Origin of the sequence: Mycobacterium sp. IEC1808 (assembly GCF_002101935.1) — a bacterium.
Taxonomy (GTDB): Bacteria; Actinomycetota; Actinomycetes; order Mycobacteriales; family Mycobacteriaceae; genus Mycobacterium.
The window spans coordinates 58587-72546 of record NZ_LQPV01000029.1; the positions used below are offsets into that span (position 1 = coordinate 58587).

Below are 13960 nucleotides of genomic sequence, written 5' to 3' on the forward strand. Positions count from 1 at the left end.
AGGTCGCCGTTTAGCTAAAAGCGGTTAGTCAGCTGCACTGCTGCTGAGCATGGCGTGGCTCCGGCGAAAACACTCCGGTCACCCCTCGTTGTTGCTTCGTGCGCTGATCACCGACTTCTCCGGCGGATACAGGTGTAGCGGAGGCGGCTGTGCGCATATCCTGCGATGCCGCGCTGCACACGACCCAGAAAGTGGGCCAATAATGCAAATCCCTTCCCCCGCAAATCTTTTCGCGACACGTTCTAGCCGATGACCGGCGTAGCGACGCCCGCACGACCTATTCGACCAGCCAGAACCCAAACGGACGACTCCTACGACGACGTTGTCGAGATGTTCGTGGTGCTGCGCCGGCTGCCGGCGGAATCCCACGAGTACGGGCGGCAGCGCGAACGCATCGTCGCTCGATGCCTACCGCTGGCGGACCACGTGGCCAGCCACTTCGCCCGGCGCGGAGAAGGTCTCGACGACCTGACTCAGGTCGCGCGCCTCGGGCTGATGAACGCCATCAACCGCTTCGATCCGGACAAGGGGCCCAGCTTCATCGGTTTCGCGGTTCCCACCATGATGGGTGAGGTTCGGCGGTACTTCCGCGACTACAGCTGGGGCATGCGGGTGCCACGACGCCTGCGTGAACTGCATGTCCAAATCAGCCGCACCACCAGCGATTTGGCGCAGAAACTCGGTCGAGCACCCACCGCCGGTGAGCTGTCTGCCGTGCTGGAGGTTCCGCGCGAGGAAATCATTGAATGCCTGGTCGCCGGCGATGCCTACCGGCTCGACTCACTGGACGCACCCCTCGGTGCCGACGGCTCCGGCAAGCCCCGCCTGGTCGCCGATGCGGTCGGCGACGTCGATCCGCAAATCGAGCACATCACGAACCGCGAAGCTGTGCGTGCCATCGTGGGCGCGCTCCCCGAGCGGGAACGTCAGGTGCTGCACATGCGGTTCTTCGAGTCGATGACCCAAAGCCAGATCGCCGAGCGGATCGGCGTGTCGCAGATGCAAGTCTCTCGCATCCTGGCTCACACACTGCGCTGCCTGCGCGACCAGCTGGAGTAGGTCGCTGGCTACCGGCGCGGCCCGGCGGGACCTTCGGTGACACCTGGCGATGTACTGTGCGATTCGGGAACGGGTCGACTGTGTCGCCAGAATCAGCCTGGAAGGAGCGCGATGCGATGAGGGTTTCTCGGACGTCTCGGACCGCAGTCGCCGGCGTTGCGCTGGCCACGGCGCTGACGGTGGCGGTGGCGGGCTGCGGCAACAAGTCGGGTACTACCACGTCGTCGACGTCGAAGCCCGGCTCGTCCGGCCCCGCGTCGAGCAGCGGCAGCGCGGCGCCCACCTCGGCGTCCGCCGCACCGGCAACCGACTACACGGGGCTGCTGATCAAGGCGACCGATATCAACGCGCCGATCCAGTTCAACGCCGGCCCCCCGACCAACAACCCGAACGGCCAGCCCGGCGCCGCCATAACCTTCAGCACCGACGACAACAGCCATGTCATCAAAGACACCATCCAGGTGCTCGCGGACCCCGGCGCCGCCACGAACGCCCTGAACGCGGCCAAGGGCGCGCAGGGCAACAACATCAAGAACCCGAGCACGCAACCGTTCAATGTTGGAACCGGCGGAACGACCGTATCCGGCAACGCGCCGGACAACTCCAAGGGCGTCTTGGTACTGATGTTCACCGAGGGCAAGGCCTTCGTCACGCTCGAATTCGACGGGCCGGTCGACTCGCTCCCGCCGCAGGACTTCGTCACCGACGTGGCCCAGAAGCAAGACGACGCCGTGAAGAAGGGCCTTGGCGGCTGACGCATGGACGTCGTCAACGGCTTGCCCGCGCATGCCCTATGGCTGCATCTGGTGGTGGTGCTCGTGCCGCTGACCGCGGTGCTCGAAATCGTGTGCGGCCTGTGGCCACCGGCCCGGCGGGGCCAGCTGATGTGGTTCACGCTGGCGCTGGCAACCGCGACGATGGTGATCACGCCCATCACCGTCAACGCCGGGGAATGGCTGTATGACCTGAGGAAAAAGCCCAGCCCCATCCTCCAGGAGCATGCCGAGCGGGGCAGCACCATGGTCTATTTCGCCGCCGCCATGCTGGTGGTCGCAGTCGGGCTCGTCGTGCTGCGCGTGGTCGAACGCCGATCCGCCAAACGCCGGGTCGTCGCGCATCTCATTGTCGCGATAATCGTTCTCGCCGTGAGTATCTCGTCGACGATTCAGGTGTACCGCACGGGCGATGCGGGTGCCCAATCGGTCTGGGGCGGCGAGATAGCGCGGCTGAAGAAATCCAACGGGACTTAGCCGCGAGCCCTACAGCACGCTCAGCGCCACGCGCGCCCACGCGTTGTTGGCGTATCCGCGGGGGTTCCACAGCGTCGCCGCCGACTCCGGCTGCGCGGCGCCGGTGTCGTCCCAGGCGCGTGCGGTGATGCGCAGCGGCCCGGGAGCGGCGTCGACGACCAGCGACCACGGCCGCCACGACCACTTGCTGGGTGCGCGATGCAGGTGGGCTTGTCGCCAGGTGAGTCCGTCGTCGAGGGACACGTCGACGCGTTCGACGCCGCGGCCGTCGCCGGCGATTGCGTAGCCGCGGATGGTCAACGGGCCCCGAGACACGCGGTCGCCGTCCGTGGGATCGAGAATGTCGCAGTTCAGCGCCAACGACGACAGGGCAATGCCCTCGCCCGCGGCCGCGGCGTCCGGGTCGGCGTCCGGGGGCAGGATGCGGTAGTCGTGCGCCTGGAAGTAGTTGTCCGACGGACCGTGTTGCACGGTGACGGCGGTGACCCATTTGACGCTGCGAGCCCCGATGTATCCGGGCACCACCACCCGGACCGGACCGCCGTGGGCGCGTGGTAGCTTTTCGGAGTTCATCTGCCACGCGAGCAGAACCTCCGACGACGTGGCCTTGTGCAGGGGAATCGAGCCGCCGTAGCGCTGGGCGGGGCGCGCTTCCCGCGCGAGGTCCGGGGCTTGGAACGCCACGTGCAGCCCATCGTCCTGGCGCGCGCCGGCGGTCGCGAGGACGTCCGCCAGCCGGACACCGCGCCATTCGGCCGTCGAGATCGCCCCGTGCGCCCACGGATCCTTGCCCGGTATCGGCCGCACCTGCAGCAGCTCCGCGCGCCGATTGCCCGCGCATGCCAGGGTGGCCGCCACATCGTGCTGGTCGAATTCGGTCGTGAGCTGCTCATACGTCACGGTGAGCGGTCTTTCCACCAAGCCGTCGACCACCAGCCGCCACTGCTGCGGCGCGATATCGGGAAACTCGCTGTGGTTGCGGGCATAGAACGCGTCAATAGGCGTGATGTCACTGGCGGCCAGTACCGCGGGCGGCGGTTCGGCGTTGTATGGCAGGCGTCCGCGCACGATCATGTCGCCCCGCTTGCCCCACAACGGTGTGGCCGGGGCGATGGCGCTCGTGGTCATGTAAGCAATCGTTCCCGAGTCGAGAAGCCGCGGCCAGGGGGATGAATTTTGTGGGGCCACAAGCTTTACTTGTGACAGGCACAGATCTCACAAAGCCGCCTTGTGCCCGCCGGAGGATCGTCATGCCGCTCAGCACCCACATGCCCGACCTGTCCGCATTCGAGATCTTCACGGCGATCGCCCGGACCGGCAGCCTGGCCGCCGCGGGCCGGGAATTCGGGCTGACGCAGCAGGCCATTTCGGCGCGGCTGGCATCGATCGAGGCGCAAACCGGCGTCGCATTGGTCGTGCGTACCCCGCGCGGTTCGCGGCTGACGCCCGCCGGAGTAGTGGTCGCCGAGTGGGCGGATCGGCTGCTCGACGTCGCCCAATACGTCGACACGGGGTTGGCATCACTGCGATCGGAAAAGCGCAGGCGTGTCAAAGTGGCGGCCAGCCTGACAATTGCCGAACAGCTCATGCCGCGCTGGCTGGTATCGCTGCAGGTTGCGGCGAGCAGGTTGGGCGCCACGCCGCCCGAAGTCATCATGACCGCGACCAACAGCGACCAGGTGATCGCCGCCGTGAGCGACGGGAAGGTCGATCTCGGATTCATCGAAGCCCCGCACGCGCCAAAAGGATTACGCACCCGGGTGGTCGGCCACGACGACCTGGTGTTGATCGTTGCCGCCGATCACAAGTGGGCGCAACGGCAGCGACCGATCAGCGCGGCGGAACTGAGTCGCACACCGCTGGTGACCCGCGAACCGGGATCGGGAACACGTGATTCGTTGACCGCGGCGCTGCGCCACGCCCTGGGCGACTCCACACGACAGGCGGACCCGGTCCTCGAGCTGTCCTCCGCCGCCGCGGTGCGCGCCGCCGTCGCGGCGGGCGCCGGACCCGCCGTGATGAGCCGGTTGGCCGTCGCCGACGACCTGGCGATCGGACGGCTGCGCACAGTGGAGGTCCCGGAGTTGAACCTGCGACGCCAACTGCGCGCCGTCTGGGTGGGCGGCCGCACGCCACCCGCCGGGGTGGCGCGGGACCTGCTCTCGCACATCACCAGCCGGGCCGCGGGTTAGCACCCTTGCCGCGGCCTGCACCGTCGCATATGTTCCGTTCGTGGTGACGAGCGTCGTTCACGGACATTGCGAAGACAGCTTTGACAAGGTCCGGGCCGCGCTGGCCGACAACATCGCCTCCGGAGAAGAGGTCGGCGCGTGCATCGCCATCGACATCGACGGCGAAACCGTCGTCGACATCTGGGGCGGCTTCACCGACGCGGCGCGCACCACCGCCTGGGCCGAGGACACCATCGTCAACGTGTGGAGCTCCACGAAGACGGTCACCAGCCTGGCCGCCCTGATGCTCGTTGACCGCGGCCTCATCGAACCGACCGCACCGGTGGCCGAGTACTGGCCGGAATTCGCGGCGAACGGCAAGCGGGACATCCAGATTCGCCACATCCTGTCGCACACATCCGGTGTATCGGGCTGGGACTTACCCTTCACCACCGAGGACATGTACGACTGGGACAAGGCCACTTCGGCCCTGGCGGCACAGGCACCGTGGTGGGAGCCGGGAACCGCCTCGGGGTATCACGCCCACAATCAGGGTCATCTCATCGGTGAGCTGATACGCCGGGTGACGGGGCAGTCGCTCAAGACGTTCGTCCGCGACGAAATCGCCGACCCGCTGGGCGCCGACTTCCAAATCGGTGCGGCGCGTGCCGATTACGACCGGATCGCCGAGATCGTCCCGCCGCCGCCCCTGGAGCTGCCGCTCGAGGCGCTCCCAGACGACAGCCCGATGCGCAAGACGTTCAGCGGGCCGCCGCCCAACGCCGAGGCCGCCAACACGCCGGCCTGGCGCGACGCCGACATGGGCGCGCTGAACGGGCACGGGAACGCGCGGTCGCTGGCCGCGATCCTGTCGGTGATTTCATTGGGCGGCAAGGCTCGTGGGGTTCGCCTGCTCAAGCCCGAGACCGTCGAGCTGATCTTCGAAGAGCAGGCCAGCGGTGTCGATCTCGTACTGCCATCGCCGCTGCGGTGGGGCCTGGGGTACGGGCTTCCCCAAAAGGACGCATTCCCCTACGTTCCCGACGAGAAGATCTGCTTCTGGGGCGGGTGGGGCGGCTCGATGGTACTGATGTGGCCCGACCGCAAGGCCACCGTCTCCTACGTCATGAACAAGATGGGGCCGGGCGTTCTCGGCTCGGACCGCATGGCGATGTACGGGAAACTGATCTTCGACGCGCTCGGGCCGGGCTGATGGCGCGCGGTGTCCGCCGCGCGCCCGACGACACCGGGCTGCTGATCCGGGCCGGCGACATCAACGGGCCCATCTACGACAGCAGGCGAGGGCCGGTTTAGCGGTGACGTAATCCTGCCTGCGGACTGGTAGGCGATGACATCAGTGGATCGGAGCGATGCAGATCCCTTGCAGCGCAGGGGATTGTGCGCGGTTGCCGCGGCGGATATGGTCAAGAAGTTCCAACCACAGGACAGTCCCAACCCAACCACGGAACTCCAACGAGGGGGTGCACCGTGAGACAACCGGAACTAACCAGCCTCATCGGCCTGCGCGACAGTGACGGCGATCAGCTACACCTCGTTCGCCTCGATCGGGCCAATGGCTTTCGCAGGTATTTGATGGCAATCGGTCAGGAGAGGGTGTTCCTGACTCCTGGCGATCTGGATCGGCTGAGCACCGTCATCCGGTGCGAAGTAGGTGGCCGGTATGACGATCTGAAGGCCGCGTTTAGGTTCCTCGCCCACGCAATCTGGCTCCTGATCGTCGTCGCGGTGTTGTCGCTCCTCGCGTCCGCACTCACCGGGCCCTTGTTTGCCTACCCATGGTCGAACTGAAAGTCATTCGGTGCGTGGTCTCCGATTCTTCGGCGAAGGCGACGACGGACGGCTCCAGGGGGGACGTTGCTGATGTTCACCTCGGGCAACGCGTTCGCCGAGCTCGCACTCGTACCCCCGGACCTCGTATCCGGCGTGGGTCTCAAGCAAGCCGCGGCAATCAAGAACGGGCTGGCGGGCTGAGCGCCGGTCAGCCGGTTGGCGTGAGCAGAAACAGGCGGAACTGGCGCCCGCCGGCGCGGTCCTGGGCGATCTGATAATTCGGCCAGTGCGCGACCACCCGGGCCCAGGCCTCATCGCGCTCCTCGCCGGTGAGCAACCGCACCTTCGCGACGAAACGATGCCCGCGCCTGCGCACGGTGACGCGTTGCGTCGCTTTGAGATTCGCCGACCACGACGGGTGCCGGTCCAGGCCCCAATTGGACCCGACCACAATCAGCGAATCCCCGTCGGGAACGCACTGCACGGTCGCCGTGCGGGCGAGGCCCGTCTTGCGTCCGGAGGTGGTCACCTGGACGTTGGGCACGCCGGTGAGGTCCAGGACGCCGACGCGTCCGTTGGTTGCGAACCGGAGGAAAGCTTCCAGCCCTTGGGCGACGGGTCGCCCCCGCAGGATCAGCCACCTGTATGCCGTCGGGTTTCGCGCCACCCGCTGCAGCGGATTCACACGCGTACTGTAGTCCGACCCGGTCGGGCCAAATCGCCGGGATCGACCCCGATTTCGAGTAACGGGGCACGTCCGCCGCGACCGACAGTCGCCGAGCCGGTAAATCGCCAGCAGAAGTACGAGTGAGGGCCTGCGAAATCACTGGCTCGCCGAATTGAGCGGATCCCGAGGCGGCGGGCGTTAAATAAATGGCTTGATTTAATTTGGCACGCGGTGTTCACTGGGGCGATGACCGCCCAGAGAATGGCTCGCTCCGAGAGGTCGACGGGCACTCGCGAGGCGATCTTGTCGGCCGCCGAGGTGTTGTTCGCCGAACGTGGGATGTATGCCGTGTCCAACCGCCAGATCAGCGAGGCGGCCGGGCAGGGCAACAACGCCGCCGCGTGCTACCACTTCGGGACCAGGACCGACCTGCTCCGGGCGATTGAAAGCAAGCACCGTAAGCCGATCGAGCAGCTGCGAGCGCAGATGCTGGCGGAGATCGGCGAATCGACGGAGCTTCGGGATTGGGTCGGCGCGCTGGTGCGCCCGCTCACCGACCACCTGGCCGCGCTGGGCACCCCCAGCTGGTATGCGCGGTTCGCCGCCCAGGCGATGGCCGACCCCACCTATCGCCACGTTGTCACCAAGGATGCGCTGACGTCGCCGCTGCTGGTGCGGACGATCGACGGCATCAACCGCTGCCTGCCCGAGCTGCCCAAGCGGGTGCGCTTCGAGCGAATCTCGATGGTCCGCAACATGCTGATGCACACCTGCGCCGAACACGAGGGCGCGCTGGCCGAGCACGGGCCACGGTCGCGTTCGAGCTGGCCGGTCGCCGGCGAGGGGCTGATCGACGCGATCGTCGGCCTGTGGCGCGCGCCGGTGCACGTGAACGCCGCGGACGACAACCGAGGAGCAGGATGACCGATACCACGACCGCACCCGACGTCCCGCAGTTTCCGATGACGCGGGCACCGAGTTGTCCCTTCGCGCCGCCGCCGGAAGCCTTGGCGCTCAACGACACCAAGCAGTTGAGCAGGGTCCGGATCTGGGACGGCAGCGCCCCCTGGTTGATCCACGGCTATGACGCGATCCGTGCGTTGTTCACGGACTCGCGCACCAGCGTCGACGACCGGCTGCCGGGTTACCCGCACTGGAACGAGGGCATGTTGGCGACGGTCCACACCCGGCCCCGATCCGTCTTCACCTCCGACGCCGAGGAACACACCCGGTTTCGCCGGATGCTGTCGAAACCCTTCACCTTCAAGCGCGTGGAAGCGCTGCGCCCGGCGGTGCAGAAGATCGCCGACGAGCGCATCGACGCCCTACTGGCCGGTCCCAATCCCGGCGACATCGTCAGCACCCTGGCGCTGCCCGTGCCGTCGCTGGTCATCAGCGAATTGTTGGGCGTCCCCTACGAGGACGCGGACTTCTTCCAGGAACAAGCCCAACGCGGCACGGGGCGATACGCGACCGAAGCGGACACGGCCAAAGGGGCCGCCTCGCTGGCGAAATACCTCGCTAACCTGATTCGCACCAAAATGCAAAGCCCGTCTGAGGATTTGGTGTCCGACCTGGCCGAGCGGGTCAACGGCGAGGAGCTCAGCGTGCGCGAGGCGACGCAGCTGGCGCTCGGCGTGCTGATCGCCGGTCACGAGACCACCGCGAACATGATCAGCCTGAGCGTCGCGGCGTTGCTGGAGCACCCCGAGCAGGGGGCGCTGCTGCGCGACGCCGACGACCCGAAGGTGATCGCCAACGCGGTCGAGGAACTAATGCGGTACCTGAGCATCATCCAGACGGGTCAGCGTCGAATCGCCGTCGAGGACATCGAGGTCGGCGGCGAGACCATCCGGGCCGGCGAGGGCATCATCCTCGATGTCGCGCCGGCCAACTGGGATCCCCGGCAATTCCCGAACCCGGAGCGGCTGGACCTACTGCGCGAGGACGGCGCCCACGTCGGGTTCGGCTACGGCCGTCACCAGTGTGTCGGCCAGCAACTGGCCCGGATGGAACTGCAGATCGTCCTGCCCACCCTGCTGCGCCGGGTCCCGACGCTGCGGTTGGCCGTACCCCTCGAGGAGCTTCCCTTCAAACACGACACCCTGGCCTACGGCGTGTACGAGCTCCCCGTCACATGGTGAAGCCCGATCTGTCCCTCGATGTGCCCGATCTGTCCGGCCGCTGCGCACTCGTCACCGGAGCCAATAGCGGTCTCGGGCTTGGCCTCTCGAAGAGGCTCGCGGCAGCGGGCGCCGACCTGGTCATGGCGGTCCGCTGCCGGACCAAGGGAGAAGCCGCAATCGCCGAGGTCCGCCGGGAAGCCCCACGGGCCAAACTGACCATCAGGCATCTGGACCTGTCGTCGCTGCGGAGCGTGGCGGCGTTGGGCGAGGAGCTGGTCGCGGAGGGCCGGCCGATCGACATACTGATCAACAACGCCGGCGTCATGACGCCGCCGCGGCGCCAGGAGACGCGCGATGGCTTCGAATTGCAGTTCGGCACAAACCATCTGGGTCACTTCGCGCTGACCGGACACCTGCTGCCGTTGCTGCGCGCAGCGAAGTCCGCGCGGGTGGTGACCGTCAGCAGCATCGCCGCAACCCAGCGAAACCTCGACTTCAGCGATCCCAACGCCCAACATGGTTACCGACCCATGCGCTCCTACGGAATGGCCAAGCTGGCGCAACTGATGTTCGCGATGGAACTGGATCGGCGCAGCCGCCTCGGCGGTTGGCGCCTGATGTCCAACGCGGCGCATCCCGGGCTGAGCAAGACCAACCTGCTCAGCGGCGCCTCCTACGGGCGCGACAGGCCGACGCTGCAGGCCCGACTCACCCGGCTGACCTGGCGGCTGCTGCCGTTCATGTGGCTCGACGTCGACGAGGGCATCAAGCCCACGCTCTACGCGGCGGTGTCACCGGACGCGCGCGGCGGCACCTATTACGGGCCACGCGGCCTGTACGAAACCGCCGGGGGCGGAGTCACCCTGGCCGGAGTCCCCGGTTCGGCGCGCAGCGAGGCCGACATGGCGCGGCTGTGGCGGATGTCCGAACAACTCACCGGTGTCACGTACGCGGGATCGCATGCGGAATGAAGGGACGATGATGTCGAGCCAAACCGTGTACCCCGAGGGCGTGATCGGTGCGCCCAAACACCGCCGCGGTCACGCGGCCGGGTGTCCCACCGGCCTGCCCGCCGGCACGGAGGTGTTCTCGGCGGACAACCACATCTCGGTGGCTGACGACATCTTCTACGAGCGCTTCCCGGACGACCTGAAGCAACATGCACCCCGGATCTGGTACGAGGACGGCGCTTACCTGCTGGGGCGCCCGGGCCAATCCATGGTGGTCGGCGATTTCAGCGCGGTGCTCATGCAGTACGACGACCTGGCCGGCGCGGTGAGCAGCAACATCGACGCCCGGGTCCGCGAACTCGCCGACGACGGGGTCGACAAGGAATTGGTGTTCCCCAACGCGGTGCTGGCGTTGTTCCACTATCCCGAAAAAGGCCTGCGGGAGCGCATCTTTCGCATTTACAACGAACACATCGCCGCCGTGCAGGAGCGCTCTGGCGGCCATTGCTACGGCGTCGGCCTCATCAACTGGTGGGATCCGCGCGGCACCCGTCGCACGCTGACCGAGCTGAAAGCGCTCGGGCTCAAGACGTTTCTGATGCCGATCAGCCCTGGCAACGACGACAATGGCCGCGCCATCGACTTCTCCGGCACCGCGATGGACGCCGTGTGGGACGAGATCGAGGACGCCGGGCTGCCGGTCGCCCACCACATCGGCGAAAGCCAGCCCAAGGTTCCCAGTGAGGTCAACAGCGTCGCCGTCGCGATGATGGTCAACATCGACTCGTTCCGGGAGATGTTCTCCAAGTACATCTTCGGCGGCATCCTCGACCGCCACCCCCGGTTGCGCGTCGGCTGGTTCGAGGGCGGCATCGCCTGGGTGCCGCCGGCGCTGCAGGACGCCGAGCACGTGCTGGCCTCGTATCGGCACATGCTCAAGGACCACCCGCGGCGCGACATCCGCTACTACTGGGACAACCACATGTGCGCCTCGTTCATGGTCGACGGCCTGGGGCTCGACCAGATCGGGGAGATCGGCATCGACAAGGTGATGTGGTCTTCCGACTACCCGCACAACGAAAGCACTTTCGGCTACTCGGAGCGGTCGCTGGCCGCGGTTGTCGACGCGGTCGGCCCCGAAGACGCCGTCCGGGTGGTCGGGGGCAACATCCGGAACTTCTTAGGCATCTAGATGACCAACGCACTCAGCGCCCGCGGCTCGCTGATCGACATTCCGGACGAGCCGGACTTCATCCGAATGCGCGCCGAGACCGGCGCGCGGCTGCGCGCCGCGATGGCCGAGCACGGCGTCGACGCGCTCATCCTGCTGATGAACGGCTATGTCGGGTACGCGACGGGCGCCAGCTGGGCGTTGATCGACGCGGGCCTCTCGCACGTGGAGCGGCCGGTCGCCGTCGTGCTGGCCGACGACGAGCACCCGCATCTGTTCATGCCGTTTCGCGCCGGGTCTTCCCTGGAGCCTCGCGATCCGCCGGTACCCGAGGATCATCTGCACGGTCCGGTCTATCTCGAATTCGACCGGGGCGTAGCGGATTTCGCTCGGACACTGGCCGGGCTGATCCCGCGGGGCGCGACGGTGGCCGTCGACGAGCTCACCGGCGCGATGCGACGGTCGGCGGCCACTCTGTTCCCCGGCGGCCCGCCGTCGGACGCGGCGATTGTGCTCGGCGCCGCGCAATTGGTCAAGACACGGGACGAGCTGTCCTGCCTTCGCCGGGCCTGTCGCATCACCGAACAGGCGGTGGTCGACGTGCAAGCGGCGCTGGCGCCGGGCGTACGGCAGATCGATCTCTCGGCCAAGCTGGTTCGGCGCGCGTTCGAGTTGGGCGCCACTACCAACATGCTCGAGGCCATCTGGCAGGTGATGCCCAGCTCGCGGGAAGCCGGGGTGTGGACGACCCACGGCGACCTGGCGTTGCCGCTGCTCCCCTCGGCTCGCGAGCTGGCCGCCGGTGACGTGTTGTGGACCGACATCAGCATCAGCTACGCAGGCTACTGCTCGGACTTCGGGCGCACCTGGGTGGTCGGCCAAGAGCCCTCGCCGCGGCAGCAGGATCAATTTCGCCAGTGGCGGGCGATCCTGCACGCGGTTCTCCAGGTGACCAGGGCCGGTGTCACGTCGGGCGATCTGGCGCGTGCGGCGATCGCCGCCAACGGCGGTCGCAGGCCCTGGCTGCCGCACTTCTACCTGGGCCACGGCATCGGCACCTACCCCGCCGAGGCACCCATGATCGGAACGGACCTCGGCGAGGAGTTCGACGACAACTTCGTCTTTCCGCCCGGCATGGTGTTGGTCCTCGAGCCGGTGGTGTGGGAGGACGGCACGGGCGGATACCGCAGTGAGGAGATCGTGGTGATCACCGAAGACGGCTACACGCCGATCACCGACTACCCCTACTCCCCTTATGGCTCCCCTTCATGACGTCCGAGATTTCGCCCGACCCGCTGCGATTGCGGTCGGGGCGTCGGGAGCGGGCGCTGGCCCAGATGGACGCCCACTACCTCGACATCCTGGTGTTGGGGCGGCAATCCAACATTCGCTACGTGACTGGCGCGCCCCAGCTGTGGATTGCCGGGACGCGACCGTTCGGTCCGATGTGCGTCGTGGTGCGCGCCACCGGCGACATCTACCTCAACAGCACCGACGACGAGGGCGTCCCCGAGGAGATCGGTCACGATCACCTCTACGGGTTGGCCTGGAACCCGATGACCCTGATCGACGTACTGAAGAAGATCGACGGCGCCGAAGCGGCGCGCCGGGTCGGAACGGACGCCATCACACCGACTTTCGCGGCCTTGCTGCCGGAGGCCTTCCCGAACGCCGAGCTGGTCGACGCCGAGCCGGCGATGCGATCGGCGCGCCGCCTCAAGACGCCCGACGAGATCGCGGCGATGGGCCCGGCGCTTCGGGTGGCGGAACACGGACTCGCCGCCGCCGTTAATGAGTTGCGGCCCGGGGTGTCCGAGCAGGCGCTCGCCGGGGCCGCGCTGGAGGCCATGGCCGCGGGCGGCGTGAGCACGCCGGCCACTCAGGACGTCGCATGGGTGACCTCGCGCGAGCACCCCTGGCGACGTGGTGATCGCGAGGTGCGGTCCGGTGACCTCGTCGCCTTCGCCGCAGGCGCGCTGGCGGACGGGTACGTCGGTGAGGTGGGCCGGACGTGGCCGGCGGGCGACGCGGCCGACGGCTCGGCCAGGAAGCTGTTCGGACGCTCGGATGCGTTGTTCGACAAGATGATCGCGGCCTGCCGCCCCGGCGCCGCCGCGACCGGGCTGCTAGCAGCCTATCGGGCGGCCGGCGAGCCGATACCGCCGATGCCCGTCGCGCACGGCTTGGGATTGGGTTTCGATCCGCCCGTCGTCTCCGAAACTCTCGCGACGGCAGGCGAAGACGACCGCCTCGATGCCGGGATGGTGCTGGCGGTGACCGGCTATGTGTGGCAGGAGGGTGTTGGCGCGGTTCTGCGCCGCGACACCGTCCACATCACCGACGATGGTGCAGAGGTGCTGACCGTCAGCCCGTCGTGGGGTGTATGACGGCCGCTGCCCGACCTGCGGATTTCGCCCGTATGTGCGAGGGTTACCAACATGAAGACGAGAGTATTGATGGCCACGTTCGGTGCTGCCGCAGCCTTGGCGGCCGGTGTCATGTGGACCGCACCATCGGCCTCCGCTGATAGCCCCTATTGCAACTCGCTTCCACCCAGGGACGCTCGTGAGTGCAACTGCGGGTTCGACTTCGCCCCGGGTAGTCAGGAACTCCATGATTGCCTGTACGGAAATCCGGCCCCAGCACCCAAACCCTGATCTGCCTGGCGGGGCGACGGCTGATCGAAAACTGCCTGCCGTCAAACGGGTTCGTCGTCGTCGGTGTTGCGGAGGAATCGTTCGGGGTGGTGGTAGGGGTTGGTGCGGGGTTGGCCGT

14 protein-coding genes are annotated in these 13960 nt (G+C 67.3%); 12 read left to right on the forward strand and 2 right to left on the reverse strand.

The genetic code is table 11. The features are described 5' to 3' along the window. Positions 1-249 precede the first annotated feature (249 nt). The 3 genes from AWB92_RS17680 (at position 250) to AWB92_RS17690 (ending at position 2309) form a co-directional block, all read left to right on the forward strand. Positions 250-1059, forward strand: a complete 810-nt coding sequence (locus AWB92_RS17680) for a SigB/SigF/SigG family RNA polymerase sigma factor (RefSeq protein ID WP_085187892.1) — start codon at positions 250-252, stop codon at positions 1057-1059. 116 nt (positions 1060-1175) lie between these two features. Further along, positions 1176-1814, forward strand: a complete 639-nt coding sequence (locus AWB92_RS17685) for a hypothetical protein (RefSeq protein WP_085187895.1) — start codon at positions 1176-1178, stop codon at positions 1812-1814. A gap of 3 nt (positions 1815-1817) precedes the next feature. Continuing rightward, positions 1818-2309: a DUF2231 domain-containing protein gene (locus AWB92_RS17690; protein WP_085187898.1), complete on the forward strand. Its 492-nt coding sequence runs from the start codon at positions 1818-1820 to the stop codon at positions 2307-2309. A gap of 9 nt (positions 2310-2318) precedes the next feature. On the opposite strand, the gene AWB92_RS17695 is transcribed toward AWB92_RS17690, so the two are convergent. Continuing rightward, positions 2319-3437, reverse strand: a complete 1119-nt coding sequence (locus AWB92_RS17695) for a sulfite oxidase (protein ID WP_085187901.1) — start codon at positions 3435-3437, stop codon at positions 2319-2321. A 122-nt stretch (positions 3438-3559) separates the two neighbouring features. Here AWB92_RS17695 and AWB92_RS17700 point away from each other — a divergent pair, with 122 nt between their 5' ends. The 3 genes from AWB92_RS17700 to AWB92_RS17710 all read left to right on the forward strand — a co-directional run bounded on the left by AWB92_RS17700 (position 3560) and on the right by AWB92_RS17710 (position 6289). Further along, positions 3560-4501: a LysR family transcriptional regulator gene (locus AWB92_RS17700; protein WP_085187904.1), complete on the forward strand. Its 942-nt coding sequence runs from the start codon at positions 3560-3562 to the stop codon at positions 4499-4501. A gap of 43 nt (positions 4502-4544) precedes the next feature. Further along, positions 4545-5693, forward strand: a complete 1149-nt coding sequence (locus AWB92_RS17705; RefSeq protein ID WP_085187907.1) for a serine hydrolase domain-containing protein — start codon at positions 4545-4547, stop codon at positions 5691-5693. Between the two features lie 275 nt (positions 5694-5968). Further along, on the forward strand, positions 5969-6289 hold the full coding sequence (locus AWB92_RS17710) for a hypothetical protein (protein ID WP_142282149.1): 321 nt from the start codon (positions 5969-5971) through the stop codon (positions 6287-6289). 190 nt (positions 6290-6479) lie between these two features. Here the strand turns inward: AWB92_RS17710 and AWB92_RS17715 are convergent, their stop codons facing one another. Next, entirely contained in the window at positions 6480-6956 is a 477-nt protein-coding gene (locus AWB92_RS17715; RefSeq protein ID WP_085187913.1) for a nitroreductase family deazaflavin-dependent oxidoreductase, read from the reverse strand. A gap of 213 nt (positions 6957-7169) precedes the next feature. On the opposite strand from AWB92_RS17715, the gene AWB92_RS17720 reads away from it, so the two are divergent. Genes AWB92_RS17720 through AWB92_RS17745 form a run of 6 tightly spaced genes read left to right on the forward strand, consistent with a single transcriptional unit; the run spans position 7170 to position 13572 of the window. Then, complete coding sequence (locus AWB92_RS17720; RefSeq protein WP_085187915.1) at positions 7170-7862, forward strand: TetR family transcriptional regulator; 693 nt, start codon at positions 7170-7172, stop codon at positions 7860-7862. Beyond that, positions 7859-9082 (forward strand): cytochrome P450, encoded by a 1224-nt coding sequence (locus tag AWB92_RS17725; RefSeq protein WP_085187917.1) that lies wholly within the window; start codon positions 7859-7861, stop codon positions 9080-9082. Before AWB92_RS17720 ends, AWB92_RS17725 begins: the two co-directional genes overlap by 4 nt. Then, positions 9076-10035 carry an SDR family oxidoreductase gene (locus AWB92_RS17730; RefSeq protein WP_085187919.1) on the forward strand — a complete coding sequence of 320 codons (960 nt, stop codon included), beginning with the start codon at positions 9076-9078 and terminating at the stop codon, positions 10033-10035. Before AWB92_RS17725 ends, AWB92_RS17730 begins: the two co-directional genes overlap by 7 nt. 10 nt (positions 10036-10045) lie before the next feature. Then, on the forward strand, positions 10046-11206 hold the full coding sequence (locus AWB92_RS17735) for an amidohydrolase family protein (protein ID WP_085187956.1): 1161 nt from the start codon (positions 10046-10048) through the stop codon (positions 11204-11206). Next, positions 11207-12457, forward strand: a complete 1251-nt coding sequence (locus tag AWB92_RS17740; protein WP_085187921.1) for a Xaa-Pro peptidase family protein — start codon at positions 11207-11209, stop codon at positions 12455-12457. Further along, the gene (locus AWB92_RS17745) at positions 12454-13572 is read left to right on the forward strand and encodes a M24 family metallopeptidase (protein WP_085187923.1); all 1119 of its coding nucleotides are present in this window, start codon (positions 12454-12456) and stop codon (positions 13570-13572) included. Before AWB92_RS17740 ends, AWB92_RS17745 begins: the two co-directional genes overlap by 4 nt. The last annotated feature ends 388 nt before the right edge of the window (positions 13573-13960 follow it).

Bases quoted from the DNA above. Each gene is read 5' to 3' on its own strand.
- AWB92_RS17680 (WP_085187892.1), top strand. From the start codon at position 250: ATGACCGGCGTAGCGACGCCCGCACGACCTATTCGACCAGCCAGAACC.
- AWB92_RS17685 (WP_085187895.1), top strand. From the start codon at position 1,176: ATGAGGGTTTCTCGGACGTCTCGGACCGCAGTCGCCGGCGTTGCGCTG.
- AWB92_RS17690 (WP_085187898.1), top strand. From the start codon at position 1,818: ATGGACGTCGTCAACGGCTTGCCCGCGCATGCCCTATGGCTGCATCTG.
- AWB92_RS17695 (WP_085187901.1), bottom strand. From the start codon at position 3,437: ATGACCACGAGCGCCATCGCCCCGGCCACACCGTTGTGGGGCAAGCGG.
- AWB92_RS17700 (WP_085187904.1), top strand. From the start codon at position 3,560: ATGCCGCTCAGCACCCACATGCCCGACCTGTCCGCATTCGAGATCTTC.
- AWB92_RS17725 (WP_085187917.1), top strand. From the start codon at position 7,859: ATGACCGATACCACGACCGCACCCGACGTCCCGCAGTTTCCGATGACG.
- AWB92_RS17730 (WP_085187919.1), top strand. From the start codon at position 9,076: ATGGTGAAGCCCGATCTGTCCCTCGATGTGCCCGATCTGTCCGGCCGC.
- AWB92_RS17735 (WP_085187956.1), top strand. From the start codon at position 10,046: ATGTCGAGCCAAACCGTGTACCCCGAGGGCGTGATCGGTGCGCCCAAA.
- AWB92_RS17740 (WP_085187921.1), top strand. From the start codon at position 11,207: ATGACCAACGCACTCAGCGCCCGCGGCTCGCTGATCGACATTCCGGAC.
- AWB92_RS17745 (WP_085187923.1), top strand. From the start codon at position 12,454: ATGACGTCCGAGATTTCGCCCGACCCGCTGCGATTGCGGTCGGGGCGT.